At 62.4% G+C, this 18,026-nt stretch carries 12 protein-coding genes; 2 read left to right on the forward strand and 10 right to left on the reverse strand.

Annotated features, from left to right (window positions below; all coding sequences use genetic code 11):
* Positions 1 to 65: 65 nt before the first annotated feature.
* The 7 genes from KBX17_RS10310 to rho form a co-directional block, all read right to left on the reverse strand.
* On the reverse strand, positions 66 to 752 hold the full coding sequence (locus KBX17_RS10310) for a heparan-alpha-glucosaminide N-acetyltransferase domain-containing protein (protein ID WP_256019728.1): 687 nt from the start codon (positions 750 to 752) through the stop codon (positions 66 to 68).
* 164 nt (positions 753 to 916) lie between these two features.
* The gene (locus KBX17_RS10315; RefSeq protein ID WP_256019729.1) at positions 917 to 4,921 is read right to left on the reverse strand and encodes a Pls/PosA family non-ribosomal peptide synthetase; all 4,005 of its coding nucleotides are present in this window, start codon (positions 4,919 to 4,921) and stop codon (positions 917 to 919) included.
* A 288-nt stretch (positions 4,922 to 5,209) separates the two neighbouring features.
* The gene (locus KBX17_RS10320) at positions 5,210 to 6,355 is read right to left on the reverse strand and encodes an MraY family glycosyltransferase (protein ID WP_256019732.1); all 1,146 of its coding nucleotides are present in this window, start codon (positions 6,353 to 6,355) and stop codon (positions 5,210 to 5,212) included.
* Positions 6,356 to 7,021: an L-threonylcarbamoyladenylate synthase gene (locus KBX17_RS10325; protein ID WP_255995955.1), complete on the reverse strand. Its 666-nt coding sequence runs from the start codon at positions 7,019 to 7,021 to the stop codon at positions 6,356 to 6,358. It abuts the gene before it with no gap.
* 13 nt (positions 7,022 to 7,034) lie between these two features.
* A complete protein-coding gene (locus KBX17_RS10330) occupies positions 7,035 to 7,970 on the reverse strand; it encodes a HemK/PrmC family methyltransferase (protein ID WP_256002866.1) in 936 nt (311 codons plus the stop codon).
* Between the two features lie 11 nt (positions 7,971 to 7,981).
* A complete protein-coding gene (prfA, locus tag KBX17_RS10335; protein WP_005290571.1) occupies positions 7,982 to 9,064 on the reverse strand; it encodes a peptide chain release factor 1 in 1,083 nt (360 codons plus the stop codon).
* On the reverse strand, positions 9,065 to 10,906 hold the full coding sequence (gene rho, locus KBX17_RS10340) for a transcription termination factor Rho (RefSeq protein ID WP_256019733.1): 1,842 nt from the start codon (positions 10,904 to 10,906) through the stop codon (positions 9,065 to 9,067).
* Positions 10,907 to 11,163: 257 nt separating this feature from the next.
* Between rho and KBX17_RS10345 the strand changes: the two genes are divergently transcribed.
* Entirely contained in the window at positions 11,164 to 12,903 is a 1,740-nt protein-coding gene (locus tag KBX17_RS10345) for a long-chain fatty-acid--CoA ligase (protein ID WP_256019735.1), read from the forward strand.
* A gap of 19 nt (positions 12,904 to 12,922) precedes the next feature.
* Complete coding sequence (locus KBX17_RS10350; protein WP_256019737.1) at positions 12,923 to 14,068, forward strand: glycerol dehydrogenase; 1,146 nt, start codon at positions 12,923 to 12,925, stop codon at positions 14,066 to 14,068.
* A 267-nt stretch (positions 14,069 to 14,335) separates the two neighbouring features.
* Here KBX17_RS10350 and thrB read toward each other — a convergent pair whose 3' ends face one another.
* Genes thrB through lysA form a run of 3 tightly spaced genes read right to left on the reverse strand, consistent with a single transcriptional unit; the run spans position 14,336 to position 18,002 of the window.
* Positions 14,336 to 15,265 carry a homoserine kinase gene (gene thrB, locus KBX17_RS10355; protein WP_256019739.1) on the reverse strand — a complete coding sequence of 310 codons (930 nt, stop codon included), beginning with the start codon at positions 15,263 to 15,265 and terminating at the stop codon, positions 14,336 to 14,338.
* Between the two features lie 2 nt (positions 15,266 to 15,267).
* Positions 15,268 to 16,644 carry a homoserine dehydrogenase gene (locus KBX17_RS10360; RefSeq protein ID WP_256019740.1) on the reverse strand — a complete coding sequence of 459 codons (1,377 nt, stop codon included), beginning with the start codon at positions 16,642 to 16,644 and terminating at the stop codon, positions 15,268 to 15,270.
* 11 nt (positions 16,645 to 16,655) lie between these two features.
* Positions 16,656 to 18,002 (reverse strand): diaminopimelate decarboxylase, encoded by a 1,347-nt coding sequence (gene lysA / locus KBX17_RS10365; RefSeq protein ID WP_256019769.1) that lies wholly within the window; start codon positions 18,000 to 18,002, stop codon positions 16,656 to 16,658.
* Positions 18,003 to 18,026: the final 24 nt, after the last annotated feature.

The raw sequence follows: 18,026 nt of genomic DNA on the forward strand, positions 1-18,026 counted from the left end.
CACTCACATCAGCTACACTGACCCAAGCAGCATAGATAACCCCCGACGTGTCCACTTTCCGGGGGTCAGGCCCGAATGAGCCGCGCCTCAGTCAGCAACCAGCGCAGGTTCATCCGTCCTAGCGCCATGCCGACGCAGATGTAGGCCATCCACGTGATCACGGGATAAGTGCCTCCGGCAAGGAGTGTCAGAAGGGTTTCTACTGGCTGCGTGAACAAGGACGTGAAGTTCGGGTTTGCGGGGCCCTTGTAATCAACGAAGGAGTTCAACGCGAAAATCGCGAGCGGCCCGAGAACGATGAAGCCTCCGGCGGTGATCAAGAGACTGCGGATCCGCATCCCGGTGAGCAACACCGCTACCAAGAACATCAGACCGTAGTACGGCAAGATGTTGAAGACACGCAGGGGCAGCTCGCTGATGGCCAAGCCCAACAGCAAGATCAGGATCGCACGGGTAACAAGGGAAACCCTGCTACGCGTCATCCGCCGGCCCTGATGCGGGTTATTCGCGCCAGTAATCAGCGCTACGGAGATTCCCGCCAAGAGAGCGAACAGCGCAGCGGCATTACCCGCTAGGAGCTGCCAGACCACGGTCGGCCGCCCCGTATAGGGGCTGTACGCGGGCAGAATGTGCACCGCGATCATGCCAAGCAGCGCGAACCCGCGCGCGACATCGAGGCCGACGATGCGCTTCGGGTTGCCACTGGGCCCGAACGCCCGATCAGAGGTCCAACGTACCCTGGACGGCCCCAAAACTTCGGGGCTCGGACCATCCTCCGGTGGAGGTAGCGTCTCCTTTTGTCCATCCCAAATGGGCCGGACTCCCGCTGGTCCTGGGGTGGGACGAGCTACGGATTCCTCAGTTGAGGGATTCACTGATGATGACATACTGCTGTTTTCCTACTTCATCAACTGCATCAAACGGCGGAATAGTGCGCATCTGAGTGACTGACCTTGCCTGATTGATCGTCTGCCGGCGCTTCGTCTGTTGGCGCTTCCACGTGGGCGACCGGATTGCCGGACCACACAGTATCTGCGGGGATCCCGTCGTTCCGCAAAACGAGAGAGCCCGGCTCAATCGTGGTTCGATCGCCCAGAGACGATCCTGGCAACATGAAGCTGTTCGGGCCGAGGGTGGCTCCCATGCCCAACTCGACGGTCTCCAAGGCCATCACTCTGTCGTGGAACAGGTGGGTCTGCAACACGGTTCCGCGGTTCACCGTGGAACGGTCGCCGAGCCTAATCAAGTCGAATTCAGGCAGCCACCATGATTCGCACCAAACGTCCTTGCCAATGTGGCAACCCATCATGCGCAGCCACCAGTTGTGCATAGGGGAACCCAGCGACATCCGGATCAAAGACGGGATAGCGAGCAATTCGGCGAAGTTATCGACGAGCTCGCCGCGCCACACGAATGTGGAGAACAGGGTGTGGTCGCCTGGTTTGAACCGTCCGACCAGCAGCCACTTCGCGACGATGGGAACAATACTTGCAATGATTCCGGCGGCGAGCACAACCGGGAACACCCACAACAAAACGGCGTTGAACCCTGCCTGACCCATACCTGCACGCATGTAGATCTCGGTCAGCACCCACACGATGAACAGATCGAGGTAGGCCGTCACCAAGATCGGCACGATACGGAACGCCTCGACGACTGCGCGGGCCACCTTGAGATAACGCGGGGGTTTGAACGTGTGAGCCACGTCGGCTTCGACATGGGCGCGCGGGATCTCACGGATGGAACGTCCGAGCCACGAGGTGCCTCGGCCCGGCCGGTAAGGGGAAGAAGACAACACTGCGATGAGAGCGTCTTCGGGAAGATCGTGATCAGCACCGACAATTCCGGAATTACCGACGAAGGAGCCGTCGCTCACCACCGTCGTTCCGAGGTGCACCCATCCGTTGCCCTGTCGTGCAGCACTACACAGTGAGTGGTCGGCAAGGAAGCACCGGTCGCCGATGGAGGTCAGGTGCGGAATGGTCTCGACGGTGGAGATTTCGGTGTCCTCGCCAACACGAGCACCAAGGATGCGCAGGAATGCCGGGGTCAACCACCCTGCGTACATGAAGTAGGTGGAGGTCAATGTCTTCTGCAGGAGAGTGTGGGTCATCCACACCGCCCAGCCAGTAGTGCTTCGCTGCGGGAAGTACCCGGGCTGGATGAACGCAGAGCAGAACCGCACACTGAGCACGACCAAAGCGAGCCACGTCACCATGACCAGAAGAATGAAGACTGGTGTCCATGCTGCGAGAATCGGAAACACATCTTGGTACCGGTCGCGGGACCACACTGTCGGATAGATCAGCAAGATGCCAGGCAAACTTGCTAGTACGGGCAGCAGCGTCATCCACGCCATTCCTGCACCGAAGAACATGGCGCGCTCGAAACGATTCGCCAGTGTCACGGAACCGCGACCTGCAGCTTCCTCCGGAGCAAGCTCCGGCCACGTCAATCCGGCTTCGCCGCGGTCTGCCAGTGGTGATCCACCGTAAAGGCGACCCGGAGCGACCTCACCGGAAACACACGAGCCCGAGAGGATTTCGGCGTTGGCGCCGATGCGGGAGTTAGGCGTGACAAAGGTGCGAAGGCCGACACGGACCCCATCTTCGATATCGATGCTGCCAAGGATGAACGTGTCCCCTTCAATCCAGTGGCCCGAGATATCGACCTCTTGTTCCAGCGACACTCGGTCGCCGATTGTGGCCAAACCGGTGACAGGAGGCATGGTCGCCAGTTCTCCGTCGCGTCCGACCGAATTACCCAAGAGACGGAAGAACAGCGGAGCCATCGGAGTGCCCAGAAGCGTCTCGAGCTTCAAGTACGTGACGTACCGCTCGGCAGCCCACACTCGCATGTGCGTCCACCCGCCGCGGAGGTACTCGCCTGGACGAATACCAATGGTGAGCAAACGTGAGACAAGCGTGGCTTGTGCCACCTTGCCAGGTAGTGAGAACAGCACGATCCAGCCAATGAGCAGCGGCCAGAAAGGAAGTGCCGGGACCCACGGGGCATCCAGGAATACGTCGAGGGCCCATACGACCAGTAACGCACCGACCACGTAGCGCGCCGCGTTGACAAGGTAGATTCCGCACACCCAAAGGAACTGGAAGATACCCGTCCACCAGGGAATCTTCTTCGGTGTCGGCCGAGGTTCCAGCGTCGCATTGAGGGTGTCAAGGTAGGCGGCCATGTCCTCGAGAGTCGGGTTGTCGTATAACGCACCGATATCGAGCGCCGGGTAGTCCGCACGCAAGTCGACGGCGAGCTTGGCCAACGCGACCGACGACCCGCCATGCTCAAAGAAGTTGGCGTCTGCTTCGAGCGGAACAGGACCCAGTTGGTCTGCCCACTTGCCGGCGAGCCAGTGCAGCTCGGGGGACAATCCAGCGGTCACTTCTCCGGAGTCTGGCAGCGGCCATGGCAAGGCACCCCTGTCCACCTTTCCCGACGTTTTCATCGGGAGCGAATCCATGACGCAGATCGACGGTGCGATGCCGCCCGGCAGCACTGTGGAAAGGTGAGCGCGAACCTCCTGGAGGTCAAGCTCACCCTCAGCAACGACGTAGCCGACGATGATGTCCGATCCGGCCGCAGTAGTCTTTTTCGCGGCCGCGGCAGCCGAAATGCCCGGCGTGCTGGCCAGGGCTCGGTCAATCTCACCGAGCTCCATTCGTCGACCACCGAACTTGATCTGATCATCGGTGCGCCCGGCGAAGATCAATCCGTCTCGCTCGGCGACGACAAGATCTCCTGTGCGGTACGCACGGTCCCACCCAAGGGCAGGGATGGGAGCATACTTCTCTGCGTCCTTAGCAGGGTCGAGGTACCTACCAAGGCCGACTCCCGCGACAACCAGCTCGCCCGATTGTCCCCACTCGACCGGCTGCTCGGTCTCAGGATCGATCACCGCGAGTTCCCAGCCGGGTGTAGCTCGGCCGATGCGGACCGGTTCATCGTTTTCAAGTCGTTCCATCTTGTGGCCCGAACAGATGACTGTCGTTTCGGTCGGCCCGTAGGTGTTCCACAATTCCCGCCCAGGCGCGACAAGGCGGTTCACAAGTTCCTTGGGTAGTGCCTCTCCACCGAAAATGAGGAGGCGAACCGCGCTGAGGGACTCGGTGGGCCAGAAGGACGCGAGCGTAGGCACAGTAGACACCGCAGTGATTTCGTGCTCAGTGATCCACTGCCCCAGGGCGTCTGCCGAGCGGACAATGTCGCGCGGAGCAGCGACCAGGGTCGCACCGTAGCGCCATGCCAGCCACATTTCCTCGCACGAGGCGTCGAAGGCAACGGACAGTCCGGCCATGACGCGATCTTGCGGTCCAAGCGGAGCATCCACAAGGTACATCCGGGCTTCTGCGTCAACCAGGGCAGCTGCAGAGCGGTGGCTCACCGCAACGCCTTTCGGTTTACCGGTGGAACCGGAGGTGAAGATGATCCATGCGTCATCGCTGAGACCCGGGCGTCCGGGTTCTACCTGTGCGCCGACTTCACGGTGCATGGTGAGCATCAGGCGCGCGCCGTACACCGCCGCAACATTGGCTTCTTCCCACACAGTCGTGGCGCGTGAATCTGGGTCATCCCAGTCCACAGGCACGTAAGCAGCCCCGGCACAAATGGTTGCCAGAATTGCCACGTAGAGGTCGGTCGTTCCCGACGGCACGCGGATTCCAATTCGATCACCGACCCCGATTCCGTAGCTTGCAAGAATCTCGACCTGTTCATCGATTCGCTCGGCAAGCTCCCGGTATGTCAGCGTTCCATCTGAACCGGACAGTGCCGGGGCATCTGGAAACTGATTGACAGTTTCCATAAAGATGTCGACCAATGTCCTGGGTTCAGGGACTTCCTCGACACCGTAGATAGCTAGTGACGGATCATCGAACTCGTCCGATGTCCGATTGTCCTCTGTATGCACCGCAAACCTCCTAGTGCAAGTTTCGATCGGCAGCAGTAGGCATCACAGTTGACTTCAAGCTAGGAAACGCTGAACCGTAACGGATGACTGCTACCTGATACATCAATTATTCAGCTCTTAGACTTCATTTAAGGAGTGCCTATTAAAGCAGTTTAATGTTGCGTTTATCAACTCATTGAGCATCGAGGGACCTTGCATGTCCACAAGATACCTCCAAATCATTAAAACTGCTTGGAAGAACCTTAGGCGAATGCCAGTTATTGATAAGATGCAGGTCCCTCGGGCGCACTATCTCTCAGTTTGCGGGCCGATCTTTCCTCGCATCCACGGCACTGAGGTCGCCGCGATTGCTAGCACGAGCGCGATTGCCGTGAATGCCGCCGCGTAGCGCGCAGGCACGATGGAGAAGCTCACGGTACCGAACGCGATAGCAGTCACCCACATATACAGGACAAGAACAGTGCGCCGGTGGGTGTGGCCGAGGGCGAGGAGTCGGTGGTGAATGTGCTGCCGGTCCGCCGAGAAAGGGCTCTTCCCTTGAGATACGCGGCGGATCACGGCCATGACTAGGTCGATGACAGGTAGCGCAATCGCGGCCACGACGACAATGAACGGGCTGATCAGCGCCACGAAGTCCGCGGTGCCATACAGAGACATGTTGATCTTGCCGGACGCAGAGATCGACGCTGCTGCCAACAGCAGGCCGATGAGCATTGCTCCGGTGTCCCCCATGAAGATCCGGGCAGGTTCAAAGTTGTGCGGAAGAATGCCGCCGCAGATGCCTACGAGACCGGCACAGATGATTGCCGGCGGGTATGCGGACACGGCGCCGCCTTGGTCGTGCAGGACAGTCAAGGAGAACACCAGAATCGCTGCCCCGGCGATGAGCCCCAGCCCAGCGGAGAGGCCGTCGATGCCGTCGACAAAGTTGAAGGCATTGATCAAAGTCACAGTGATTAGCGTGGACACAATGATGCCTTGCGTCTGGTCAAGGATGAGCGTGGTCCCACCGTCGAAAGGCAAGTAGATGACATTGAACGACAGCCCCAATACCGCCATGGTCACGGCGGCGAGCACCTGGCCGGCGAACTTCGGCAAAGCCGCGAGCTCGTATAGGTCATCGATGACGCCTACCACGACGATGAGGAATGCACCGATGACCACAGCCGTCATCTCCGGCGTGACCGGAGCGAATCCGCGGGTCAGAGCTGGCAGCTGCATGGCCAGGAATACCGCGGACAAGAAACCGGTGAACATCGCCACTCCCCCGAGGCTCGGAGTGGGTTGGGTGTGCACGTCGCGCTCGCGGATCTCGGCGACTCGCCCGGTGCGTACGAGCATGGAGCGCACGGGGCCTGTAGCCAGGTAGGTGATCACCGCGGCCACGAGGATCACCAGACCCAGCTCGCGGAGCGGGACGCCAGCGCCTGACATTTAGCGGTCTTTCCGCCGGAGTTGTTCAGGCGTCATTCCCAGAACCCCGCCGATGCGTTCCGGCGAGATCGCGCCTTCGCGCAGAATGATTGGGCTCGGCCCTGAGATGTCGATGATGGTGGACGGCTCCCCCACCTCTGCCTTGCCGCCGTCCAAGTAGACCTGAACAGCTTCGCCGAACTGGTTGCGCGCACCCAGCGCTGTCACGGGCGGTGCTTCACCGGAAATGTTCGCACTGGACACCGCCATGGGGCCGGTCTCGCGCAGCAACTCGATTGCGACTGGTTGAAGCGGCATGCGCAGCAGCACAGTGCCGCGCGTGTCGCCCAGGTTCCACGGCAAGGAGGGCGCTTCCGGCACAACGATGGATAGGCCACCGGGCCAGAAAGCTTCCACAAGGGTCTTCGCGGTGTCGGTGAACTCGCGCACGAGGCCCTGAATCGTGGTCCACGACCCGACAAGCACAGGCACCGGCATGTCCGGTCCGCGGCGCTTGGTGGCCAGCAGTTTCGCGCAGGCATCCGGATTGAAGGCGTCGGCACCGATGCCGTAGACCGTGTCGGTAGGAATGACCACGCACTGCCCCGCGCGCACAGCGTTCGTCGCGGCCTCAATGCCTTCCTTCCGGCCCTGCGGGTCGAGGCAGTCGTAGACTCTGCTCGGCATGTGCGAATCCCTTCTAGTCGATTTCTCGTAGTTTACTCGCCGTGACAAACCGATCCCTGCCGGTTAAGTCCGCAAGGTTCTCGACGCGCTCAAACGCCCCGTGCTTATCGACGAGCTCACGCGTGCGGCCCGCCGTCGAGTCGTCATGCTCAATCCCGAGCTTTCCCCCCGGTGCCAATAAACGCGCCGCCACGGGGATGAGACCCCGGATAGCGTCCATTCCGTCAGCACCAGAGAAGACGGCTTCAGGAGGGTCGTGATAGATCTCCGGCTGCAAAGCGCCGGACTCTTCGATTTCAAACGGCACGTACGGCGGGTTCGCCACCACAAGGCCGACCTTGCCGGAGTACTCCTCCAGCAAGTGCGGGTCGGTCATGTCACCGGAGATGATCTGGATCTCAGCACCGCGACCACCATGCTCGTCTGCGTTGACTCGGGCAGCCGCAAGCGCTACGGGAGACTTCTCCACTCCGATGACCAAATCCGCATCGACACGTTGCGCAATATAGATTGCCAACGCACCCGAGCCGGTACCTAAATCTACGACGACCGGCTGAAAATCAGGGGCGTCAATCTCATCGTCGGAGAGACTGTCGAGGTACTCCGCGAACGCCGCCACCGCCCATTCGGCGAGGACTTCAGTTTCAGGCCGCGGAATGAACACCCCTGGGCCCACTTTCAGATCATGGATCCCGAACGGTGCGGTGCCGATGATGTGCTGCAGCGGCTCACGTTTCTCTCGGCGCGAAACGGCTTCCTCGAATCGGGCGAAGAACCCGTCGAGGATCTCCGTGGGAGAGGTGAATGGTAAGGAGATGTGGCTGGATACGTCGAGAAGCGATGCGGCAATGAACCGCGCATCGTAGGACGGCGACGCGACCCCTGCCTCGGTGAACCTGCGCTCAGCTGCCGACACTGCATTGGCGAGCTCTGACGAGTTCCAGCGCACCTTGCGTCTCCTTACTGCTCTGCTTCGAGGCGCTCCTGGCGCTCGTGGGTCTGCAGCGCGGTGATGATGTCGTCCATATTGCCGTCGAGCACCGCGTCCAAGTTGTTCGACTTGTAGTTGATGCGGTGGTCCGAGATGCGGTTCTCCGGCCAGTTGTAGGTGCGTATGCGCTCAGACCGGTCCATGGTGCGGACCTGGGATGCGCGACCTTCTGCCGCCTCAGCTTCCGCCTTCTCACGCTCAAGCTGATCCAAACGGGCCTGGAGCACCTGCATCGCGCGAGCGCGGTTCTGGATCTGGGAACGCTCCTTCTGGCACGTCACCACAATGCCCGTGGGCAGGTGGGTGATGCGCACAGCGGAGTCAGTCGTGTTGACTCCCTGGCCGCCCTTACCGGAAGAACGGTAAACGTCAACGCGGAGGTCCTTCTCGTCGATGTCGACGGCTTCGACCTCTTCCGGCTCCGGGTACACCAGCACGCCGGCTGCCGACGTCTGAATGCGTCCCTGCGACTCCGTCACCGGAATACGCTGCACGCGGTGGACACCGCCTTCGAACTTCAGCATCGACCATGCACCGTCGCGGGAGGGGTTCTTCGCCTTCACGGCGACAGTCATGTCTTTGACGCCGCCGAGATCGGACTCGGACAGGTCTAAAACGTCCCAGGACAAACCAGCTTTTTCCGCGTACTTCTGGTACATGCGCGCCAGATCGCCAGCGAACAACGCGGCTTCCTCGCCGCCGGCGCCGGCCTTGATCTCCATGATCACGTCATCGGCGTCATGCTCGTCGCGGGGCGCGAGCAGATCAGCCAGCTCCTCTTCGAGGCGGACAATCTCGCCCTCAAGGCGCGTGGCCTCCTCGGCGAACTCCTTGTCCTCGGCCGCCATCTCTTGAGCTGCCTCAAGGTCCTCGCGGGCCTGCGTCAGCTCGTTATTGACGTTGATAATCGGCTGGAGCTGCGCGTAGCGCTTCGACAGCTTGCGGAAGAGATCCTGGTCGCCGACAACGTCCGGGTCACCCATTTGGGCCTGGATGCCCTGGTATTCGGAAACGTAGTCGTCGACAAGCGAAACCTGCGTGTTAGCTGCCATTTACTGGTACTCCTCGGTTTCCGTGTCGGCGGCCATCGGCGCGGACTGCGCCACGCCGACGAGGAACTCGCCGTTGTTCTTCGTCTTCTTCAGCTGCTTGATCATAAGGTCGATCGCCGCTTGCGGGTCCAGCGCAGAAAGAATGCGGCGCAGCTTGTGCATGACGCGCGCTTCCTCCGGTGCGAGCAGCAGCTCGTCCTTGCGGGTGCCGGACGGGTTGACATCGACCGCTGGGAACACGCGGCGCTCGGCGATCTTGCGGTCGAGCTTGAGCTCAGCGTTGCCGGTGCCCTTGAACTCCTCGAAGATCACGGTGTCACCAGCGGACCCGGTCTCCACCATGGCGGTAGCGATGATGGTCAGCGATCCGCCGTCCTCGATGTTGCGCGCTGCACCCAGGAACCGCTTCGGCGGGTAGAGCGCGTTGGAGTCCACACCACCAGAGAGGATGCGGCCCGACGCCGGCGACGAGTTGTTGTACGCGCGGCCCAGGCGGGTGATGGAATCCAGCAGGACCACAACGTCCTGGCCCATCTCCACCAGACGCTTTGCACGCTCAATGGCCAGCTCGGCGACAGCGGTGTGCTCGCTTGGCGGACGGTCGAAGGTCGATGCGATGACCTCGCCCTTGACGGAGCGCTGCATGTCCGTGACTTCCTCCGGGCGCTCATCCACAAGCACGACCATGAGGTAGCACTCAGGGTTGTTGTGCGCGATCGCGTTCGCGATGTTCTGCAGAATCGTCGTCTTACCGGCCTTCGGCGGGGACACGATCAAGGCGCGCTGCCCCTTACCAATCGGCATGACCAGGTCGATCACGCGGGTGGTCAGGATGTTCGGCTCCGTCTCAAGGCGCAGACGCTGGTTCGGGTACAGCGGGGTGAGCTTGTGGAACTCAGCACGCTGCTTCGCATCGTCCACTTCCATTCCGTTGACCGTGTCCACGCGCACCAGCTGGTTGTAGCGCTGGCGGTTACGGCCAGAACCGTGCGTGTGGCCTTGGCCGTTAGCCCGGACCTGACCGATCACAGCGTCGCCCGAGCGCAGGCCGCAGCGGCGGACCAGGTTGTTGTTGATGAAGACATCAGCCTGGCTGGCGCGGTAACCCGTGGTGCGGACAAACGCGGCATTGTTGTCGACGATGTCGACGATACCCGCGATCTCCTGCAGATCCTCCGGATCGAAGTCCTGGTTGTTGTTGCCGCCGCCCTGGTTGTTGTTACCGTCGCGGTTTCGGCGGTTCCGGCGGTTGCGGCGGCCCCGGCGGCCGCCACCCTCACCGTCGCGGTTGTTATCGCGGTTATTGTTCTGGCGGTTGTTGCCGCCCTGATTGTCACGGTTGTCACGATTGTCGCGGTTGTCGCGGTTATCACCGTTGTCGCGGTTGTCACGCTGGCCGTGATCGTCGGACTGCTGCTCGTCCTGCTGGTCGTTGCGGTCGCCGCGCTGCTCGGCACGGTGCTCGTGCTTGGCGCGGTTGCGGCGTGCACGGCGCGCTGCGGAGCGGGATTCGTAGCGCTGCTCATCGGAATCTGCGCCATCGTTGTCAGAACCAGACTTTTCGGAGCCAGACTTCTCCCCCTGCTCCGGGTTGTTCTGCTCGTTCTGCTCGTTCCGCCCGGTCGGCTGCTCACCGGATGCCTCTGCGGCTGCCTGCTCGGAAGCGCGCTGCTTGGCGCGCTGCGGCACGGTGCCGGTGGTGATGGCTTCAATCAGTTCGCCCTTGCGCAGGGCGGAGGTCCCCCGAAGGCCTTTGTCAGCAGCGATCTTGCGTAGCTCAGGCAGCTTCAGCGAAGCAAGGTCTTGGCGGTCCTGGCCCGCTGCGTTGTCCGTATCGGTCACGGATGTCCTTTCGTCTTATTGTTCACCGCGTCGCATCACGCGGTGTGGACGTGGCTCGTTTTTCCGGGGGCTTCAAACGTCGATAAGCATTTGAAGGCGCACTTTGAAGTGACAGCCCAGAAAAGGATTGATCGGACGCACGGCCAAAAAATGGCGGTATGGGGAGCGCAGAAAATGCCGCTCGGGTCGCGATCTGCCGTTTAGTGTAACTCACGCCCACCACAATCGGGCAACGTGGTCGCGCTAGAGTGTACAACATGCTCTCCACGATGCAGGAAGTGCCTTTTTCCATCGGACGGATCCTCGACTTTGGAGCGTCCGTGCACGGTGGCACCAAGGTGACCACATGGCGCTCAGGCGAAGCGGAGGAAACGACCTTCGAGCTCATTGGAGCACGCGCCGCTGCGTTCGCGCACGCGTTGGAAGACAAGCTGGGCATTGACGGGGATCAGCGCGTAGGCACGCTGATGTACAACTGCGCTGAGCACCTCGAAGTGATGTACTCCGTTGCCGCGAAAGGCTCGGTGTTCGTGCCGCTCAACCTGCAGCTTCTCGAGGATCAGATCGCCTACATCATCAACCACTCCGAGATAGAAGTCATCGTCGCCGACCCGCGTTTGGCAGGCAAGTTGGGGCGCATTTTGCCGTCGTGCCCGACGGTGCGCGCGGTCTGCTTCACTGGCTTGGGCGACATCCCCGAACTCGACGGGGTCGAGGTGCACGCATACGAGGCGCTTCTCGACGGCTCGTCCACCATCTACACCTGGCCCTCACTCCCCGAGAACACCGCGGCAGCTATTTGCTATTCGACGGCGACATCCGGCGCCCCGAAAGGCATCGCCTACTCGCACCGTTCTATCTGGCTGACCGCTACCAGTCTTCGGTCGACCGACTCGATGGGGATCGCGAACGGTGAGTCCTTCCTGTGCTGCATCCCGATCTACCACGTACTCAGCTGGAGCGTGCCGTTCACCGCGTTCCTGGCCGGCACTCCCCTGGTCTTGCCTGACTCGGACGTGTCCGCGCCGACATTGGCGAAGCTCATCGCCGGCACCCACCCGCGTGTCGCCCACGGCGTGCCCACCCTGTGGATCCAGCTCATGGTCCACTACCTGCACAACCCGCCGGAGCGCATGTCCTTGACTGAGCTCTTCGTGGGCGGCTCCCCTGCCCCGCCCGCGCTGATCAAGGTGTGGGAGGAGCGCTACGGTGTGGACGTCATTCACGTCTGGGGCATGACCGAAACCTCCACTGTGGGCACGGTAGCCCGCCCACCGTCAGGTGTCGGTGGCGAGCGCCGCTGGGCCTACCGCATTTCCCAGGGCCGCTTCGCCCCCTGGCTGGAATACCGAGTGGTCAACGAAGGAAAGATCGTTTCCCGCACCGACCGCAACAACGGTGAAATCCAGGTCCGCGGCAACATGGTCGCCGCCTCCTACTACCAGCCCGCCAACCCGGAGGCGCTTGAGCGGGCACAGTCCTTCCGCGGTAAAGACGCCAACGACGAGGAGGAGCACTTCACCGCAGACGGCTGGATGCGCACCGGCGACGTGGGCACGGTGACTTCCGACGGATTCATGACGCTCTATGACCGCTCCCGCGACGTCATCCGCTCCGGTGGCGAGTGGATCTACTCCGCCCAGTTGGAAAACCTCATCATGGAGGCCGACGAAGTCGTCGAATGCGCCGTCATCGGCTACCCCGACAAGAAATGGGGCGAGCGCCCCTTGGCAGTGACAGTCCTGCACGCCGACGTGACCCCGTCCGTCGACTTGGCCAAGAAGCTTCGCAAGGAACTCCACCAAGAGCTGCCGACGTGGATGGCGCCGGAGTACTGGACGTTCGTGGGCTCCATCGACAAGACCTCGGTGGGCAAATTCGACAAGGTGGATCTACGCGGCCACCTCTCACGTGACGAATTCGACATTATCGCTCTACCTGGGCCGGGAACCCGCAGTGCGGCAAGTTCTGAACAATCCGAAAACACAACCTTATAAGCCGGCGTAGCGTGGAGGCATGGCTACTACACCGGATATTTTCTCCAGCCCATCCCGCTACATCCAAGGTAAAGGTGCCATCCACGAACTGGGCACCCACCTGAAAAAGCTCGGCGATAACCCGCTGCTCGTCTCTGACGACACGGTGTGGGGCATCGTCGAAAAGCAGCTCACCGACGGCTTCAAAGAAGCAGACCTGCCGCTGACCCGCGTCGGGTTCAAGCGTTTCGCCACCGCCAAGGCGGTCGACGAACTGACCGAAAAGATCAAAGAGAACAATCACGACATCATCGTCGGTGTCGGCGGCGGTTCCGCTATCGACGCCGCGAAGGCCGCCGGCTACCTGGCCGACATCAAGTGGGCATCCGTTCCCACCGCCGCATCTTCCGACGCACCGACCTCGACACTGGCCGTGATCTACACCGAGGACGGCGCCTTCGACGAGTACCGCTTCTACCCGAAGAACCCGGACCTCGTTCTCATCGATACCCAGATCGTTGCTGGCGCACCCGTGGAATTCCTCATCGCCGGCATCGGCGACGCACTGGCCACCTGGGTCGAGGCCCGCGCCGCCGCCCGCGGCAACGGCACCACCATGAACGGCGGCCACCCGACCCGCGCTGGTGGCGCATTGGCAAAACTGTGCTGGGACATTCTCTGGGAGCACTCTTTCGCAGCAATCGACTCCGTCAAAGCTGGCGTGGTCACCCCCGCCCTCGACGCAGTCGTCGAAGCCAACACCCTGCTCTCCGGCCTGGGCTTCGAGTCCGGCGGTCTCGCCGCAGCGCACGCCATCCACGACGGCCTGACCGCGGCCGATCAGACCCACGGTCTCACCCACGGCCAGAAGGTCAACGTGGGCACCTGCGCCCAGCTCATCATGGAGGGCGCTGATGCCGAGGAGATCGAGGACTTCATCGCCTTCACCACCAAGGTGGGCCTGCCGAACTCCCTGACCGAAGTCGGCCTCTCCCCCGACGACACCGAAGAGCTCGAGGCAGTGGCCAAGGCCGCCACCGCCGAGGACGAGACCATCCACAACATGCCATTCCCGGTCACCCCAGAACTGGTCGTCGATGCGCTCGTTTCCCTCGAGTCCATCTCCCGTCGCGTCCGCGAGGACCGCGGCCTGCCGGAGCCGGTCAAGTACGTGGCTGAGCACTAAAGCTGCTCGCCCCCGTTCATGGGTCGGGCATGAGTAAAGGGCCAAGGGCGTGATGCCCTCGGCCCTTTGGCATTCCCGGGTTTTTCGATCCGTGCACGAAGCCCGTGCGGCCGGTGCGCGCAGCCGGTGCGGAAAAGTTGACAAACCGAATTTCCGCCTAGAACTGTCCACGCAGGTCAGAGAGTTGTTGGCCGTTTAGGCCGGATCGCGGATGTCAACTTTTCCGCAGCCTACGCGGACCCTGCGGGCCCACGCGGCCCTGCGCGCCTACGCTCGGGAGAACTCGGCCGTGACCGGCCCGGCGATCTCGAGGTCGAGGACGCGCAAACCGTCCGACTTCGCGGACTCGATAATTTTCGGGTCGATCGGGTCGCGGTGGAGCACCATAGCGGTCGGACCGGCGCCGGACAGGTACGCGGCGTAACCGCGGTTGCGCAGACGGTTGACCCACTCAGCCGTGACCGGCAGAACGTCGGCGCGGTAGGGCTGGTGGAGGCGGTCGCGGGTGCCTTCCCACAGCAGCTCCGGGTGGTGCTGGACCGCCACCGTCATCACGGCGGTACGGGAAACGTTGAACCGCGCATCCGTATGGGTGACATGCGACGGGAGCACTTTGCGCACCGCGTTGGTGGACGCGTGGAAGCTCGGGACCAGCGCAGTCGCCTTGATGTCAGGGTGGACTGGAAGCTGAACGGCGCGGTAGACGGGATGCGATACACCATCGACAGGGATGTCGGTCCAGCTCACCACGGCCTGGCCCAACACACTGGCCGCGGCGTTATCCGGGTGCCCCTCAAACGAGGAGCTGATCTGGACGATTTCCTCGGTGTCCAGCACGTCGCCGGCGAGAGTATTGGCGGCAACCACACCAGCCACAGCCGCCGAGGCAGACGAACCAAGCCCGCGCGACTGCGGAATATTGTTCGTGCAGGTCACCTTCAACCCGGGCGCGTCGACATCAGCGGCCTTCAACCCCTGGCGAATCGCCTTGACTACCAGGTGGGAGTTATCGCGGGGCAAGTCGTCTGCGCCTTCGCCGAAGATCTCCACCTCAAGACCGGAAAAGGTTACTTCCACCTCGACGGTGTCGTAGATCCCCAAAGCCAACCCGAGAGTGTCAAAGCCGGGACCCAGGTTTGCCGAGCTACCGGGCACGGTCACGCGAGCACGCAAGCCCACCTCAAGATCGGTGCTCATGACTACTCGGCAGCGTCGGCGTCGAGGCGGATGACGGAGTTGACAACCTTGACGTCGTCAAGCGTGGCCAGTTCTTCGACGATCGCCGCAAGCTTGCGCTCAATCGACATGTGCGTGACGACGATCAGACGCGACGCATCACCGTGCTCTTCCTGACGAACAGCCGAAATGGAAATGCCTGCATCAGCGAAGCGGCGAGAAATATCCGCAAGGACACCTGTGCGGTCCACGACCGACATGTCGATGTGGTAGCGCGTCGGCACATCGCCGAAGTCTGCCACCGGGTAGTGCGCGTAGGGGTTGTCCGCCGGGGCACGGCCGCCGTGAATCTTGTTGCGGGCAGCGCCGACAAGGTCACCGAGCACAGCGGACGCGGTGGGCGCGCCACCCGCGCCGTTACCGTAGAACATGAGACGGCCAGCGGCTTCGGCCTCAACGAAGACAGCGTTGTAGGACTTGTCGACGCTCGCCAGTGGGTGCTCGTTCGGCACCAGCGTCGGGTGGACGCGGGCGGCGACGGAGGTGGTGTTGCCGGCATCGTCGAAAAGCCGCTCGCAGATCGCCAGCAGTTTGATTGTGAAGCCGGCGTCCTTAGCTGCTTCGATGTCCTCGGCAGTGATGTTGGTGATGCCCTCCGCGTGCACGTCGTCGTAGGTCACGCGGGAGTGGAAGCCCATCGATGCCAAGATGGCGGCCTTGGAGGCGGCATCGTGGCCTTCGACGTCGGCGGTCGGGTCCGCCTCGGCGTACCCCAGGCGGGTGGCTTCCGCCAGCGCCTCGTCGTAGCTCATACCGGTCGACGCCATCGCGTCGAGGACGTAGTTGGTCGTGCCGTTGACAATGCCGGAGATGCGCTGGATCTGGTCGCCGGCAAGCGAGCGGCGCAGCATGCCCACGACGGGGATAGCGGCAGCGACGGCTGCTTCGTAGTAAAGGTCGACGCCGGCCTCATTAGCGGCGTCGGAAAGCTCGTCGGCGTGCGCCGCGATGAGCGCCTTGTTCGCCGTGACCACGGACTTGCCGGCCTTGAGCGCGGCGAGCACCAGCTGTCGCGGGTACTCGATGCCGCCGATGACCTCAACCACGACATCGACGTCGTCGCGGTCAATCAGCTCCAGCGCATTATCAGTGAGCGTGATATCCGGGAAGAGGTCGAGCACCTCGCGGCGCTTGCCCAAGTCAGACACTGCGACACCACGGACATCAATGGGGCCACCGATGCGCTGCTCCAGATTGGAGGAGAACTCGCTAATCAGGCGAAGCACCTCAGTGCCCACCGTGCCCATTCCCAGAACAGCGACACCGACCGGCTGGCCGATGCCCTTGCCCGGGTAATTACCGTTGTGTCCCTCAGCGCTGTGAGTGGTCTGTGCAGTCATGGTTCTCGAGTCTACAAAACCTCTCGAGCGAGGATGTCCTCTACCGTCTCCCTACGCACCATCGGAGTGACTACGCCATCTTTGACGCTGACGACGGCCGGCCGGCCGAAGCAGTTGTAGTTCGATGCCATGGAATAGCAGTAGGCACCCGTCGCGGCGAGTGCGATGAGGTCACCGCGGGCGATATCGTCCGGCCACAAGGCGTTGTTGATGAGGATGTCGCCGGACTCGCAGTGGGCGCCGACCATGCGGGTGGCCTGCGGAGTGCCGCCAGTGAGGCGGTTGACCACGCGTGCGTCATAATCCGCGCCGTACAGGGCGGTGCGGATGTTGTCGCTCATGCCGCCGTCGACGGCGATGTAGCGGCGCGTGGCCTCATCAGTCACGTGCACGTCCTTGACCGTGCCCACCGAGTACACAGTCACAGCAGCGGGGCCGGCAATGGCGCGGCCCGGCTCCACAATGACCTCCGGCGGGGTGATGCCAAGCTCGTCCGCCTTCTCGGCTACGGCTTTGAGCAAGTCTTTCGCCACATCATCGACGGCGAGCGGCTGCTCCTCGTTGGTGTAGGCGATGCCGTACCCGCCGCCGAGGTCGAGGTAGCCGAGCTCCAGGCCCAGCTCGCGGTAGATCTGCGCGTATAGCCCCAGTACACGCGCGGCGGCGAGCTTGAAGCCCTCTGCGTCAAACACCTGGGAACCGACGTGGCAGTGCAGACCGGTCAGCCGGACGTTGCCAGCCTCACGGGCGGCCACGGCGGCGCGGTAGGCGGAGCCAGATACCAGCGACAAACCGAACTTCTGGTCTTCGTGGCTGGTGGCGATGAACTCGTGCGTATGCGCCTCCACACCGGGTTTGACGCGGATGAACACGTCCTGCACCGTGCCTTCCTCACCGGCGATGCGCTCAAGCTCCTCGAGCTCCTGGTGGGAGTCGATGACCACTTCGCCGACGCCTTCGCGCACACAGCGGCGCAGGAACGAATCGGGTTTGTTGTTGCCGTGCACGGTGATGCGCTCTGCCGGGAATCCCGCGTGCAGGGCGATGAGGAGCTCGTTCTCGCTCGCTACGTCGAGCGACAGTCCCTCCTCGTTGACCCAGCGGGCAATGTGAGTGGTCAGGAATGCCTTGGAGGCGTAGTGCACGTTTTCCGCTTTGCCGTAAGCGCGAACCATGTCGCGGCAGCGGGACCGGAAATCATCCTCGTCGACAACCATCACAGGGGTGCCGTACTCAGCCGCAATGTCCGGCAGCGGCACGCCGGCGACGGTGACTGTACCGTTATCAAGCCGCTGCGCGCCTCGTGGCCACACGTGGGCGGGCAGGTCGTTGAAGCACCCGGCCTCATTGTGGCGCATGCGCAACAGGTCATCGCGCGACAA

The organism is Corynebacterium sp. CCUG 65737 (assembly GCF_024454115.1).
Classification (GTDB): Bacteria; Actinomycetota; Actinomycetes; order Mycobacteriales; family Mycobacteriaceae; genus Corynebacterium; species Corynebacterium genitalium.

What these genes read in the sequence shown, in the direction of transcription:
- KBX17_RS10320 (WP_256019732.1), bottom strand. Translation starts at nt 6,355, where the DNA reads ATGTCAGGCGCTGGCGTCCCGCTCCGCGAGCTGGGTCTGGTGATCCTC.
- KBX17_RS10325 (WP_255995955.1), bottom strand. Translation starts at nt 7,021, where the DNA reads ATGCCGAGCAGAGTCTACGACTGCCTCGACCCGCAGGGCCGGAAGGAA.
- prfA (WP_005290571.1), bottom strand. Translation starts at nt 9,064, where the DNA reads ATGGCAGCTAACACGCAGGTTTCGCTTGTCGACGACTACGTTTCCGAA.
- KBX17_RS10345 (WP_256019735.1), top strand. Translation starts at nt 11,164, where the DNA reads ATGCTCTCCACGATGCAGGAAGTGCCTTTTTCCATCGGACGGATCCTC.
- KBX17_RS10350 (WP_256019737.1), top strand. Translation starts at nt 12,923, where the DNA reads ATGGCTACTACACCGGATATTTTCTCCAGCCCATCCCGCTACATCCAA.
- thrB (WP_256019739.1), bottom strand. Translation starts at nt 15,265, where the DNA reads ATGAGCACCGATCTTGAGGTGGGCTTGCGTGCTCGCGTGACCGTGCCC.
- KBX17_RS10360 (WP_256019740.1), bottom strand. Translation starts at nt 16,644, where the DNA reads ATGACTGCACAGACCACTCACAGCGCTGAGGGACACAACGGTAATTAC.
- lysA (WP_256019769.1), bottom strand. Translation starts at nt 18,002, where the DNA reads ATGCGCCACAATGAGGCCGGGTGCTTCAACGACCTGCCCGCCCACGTG.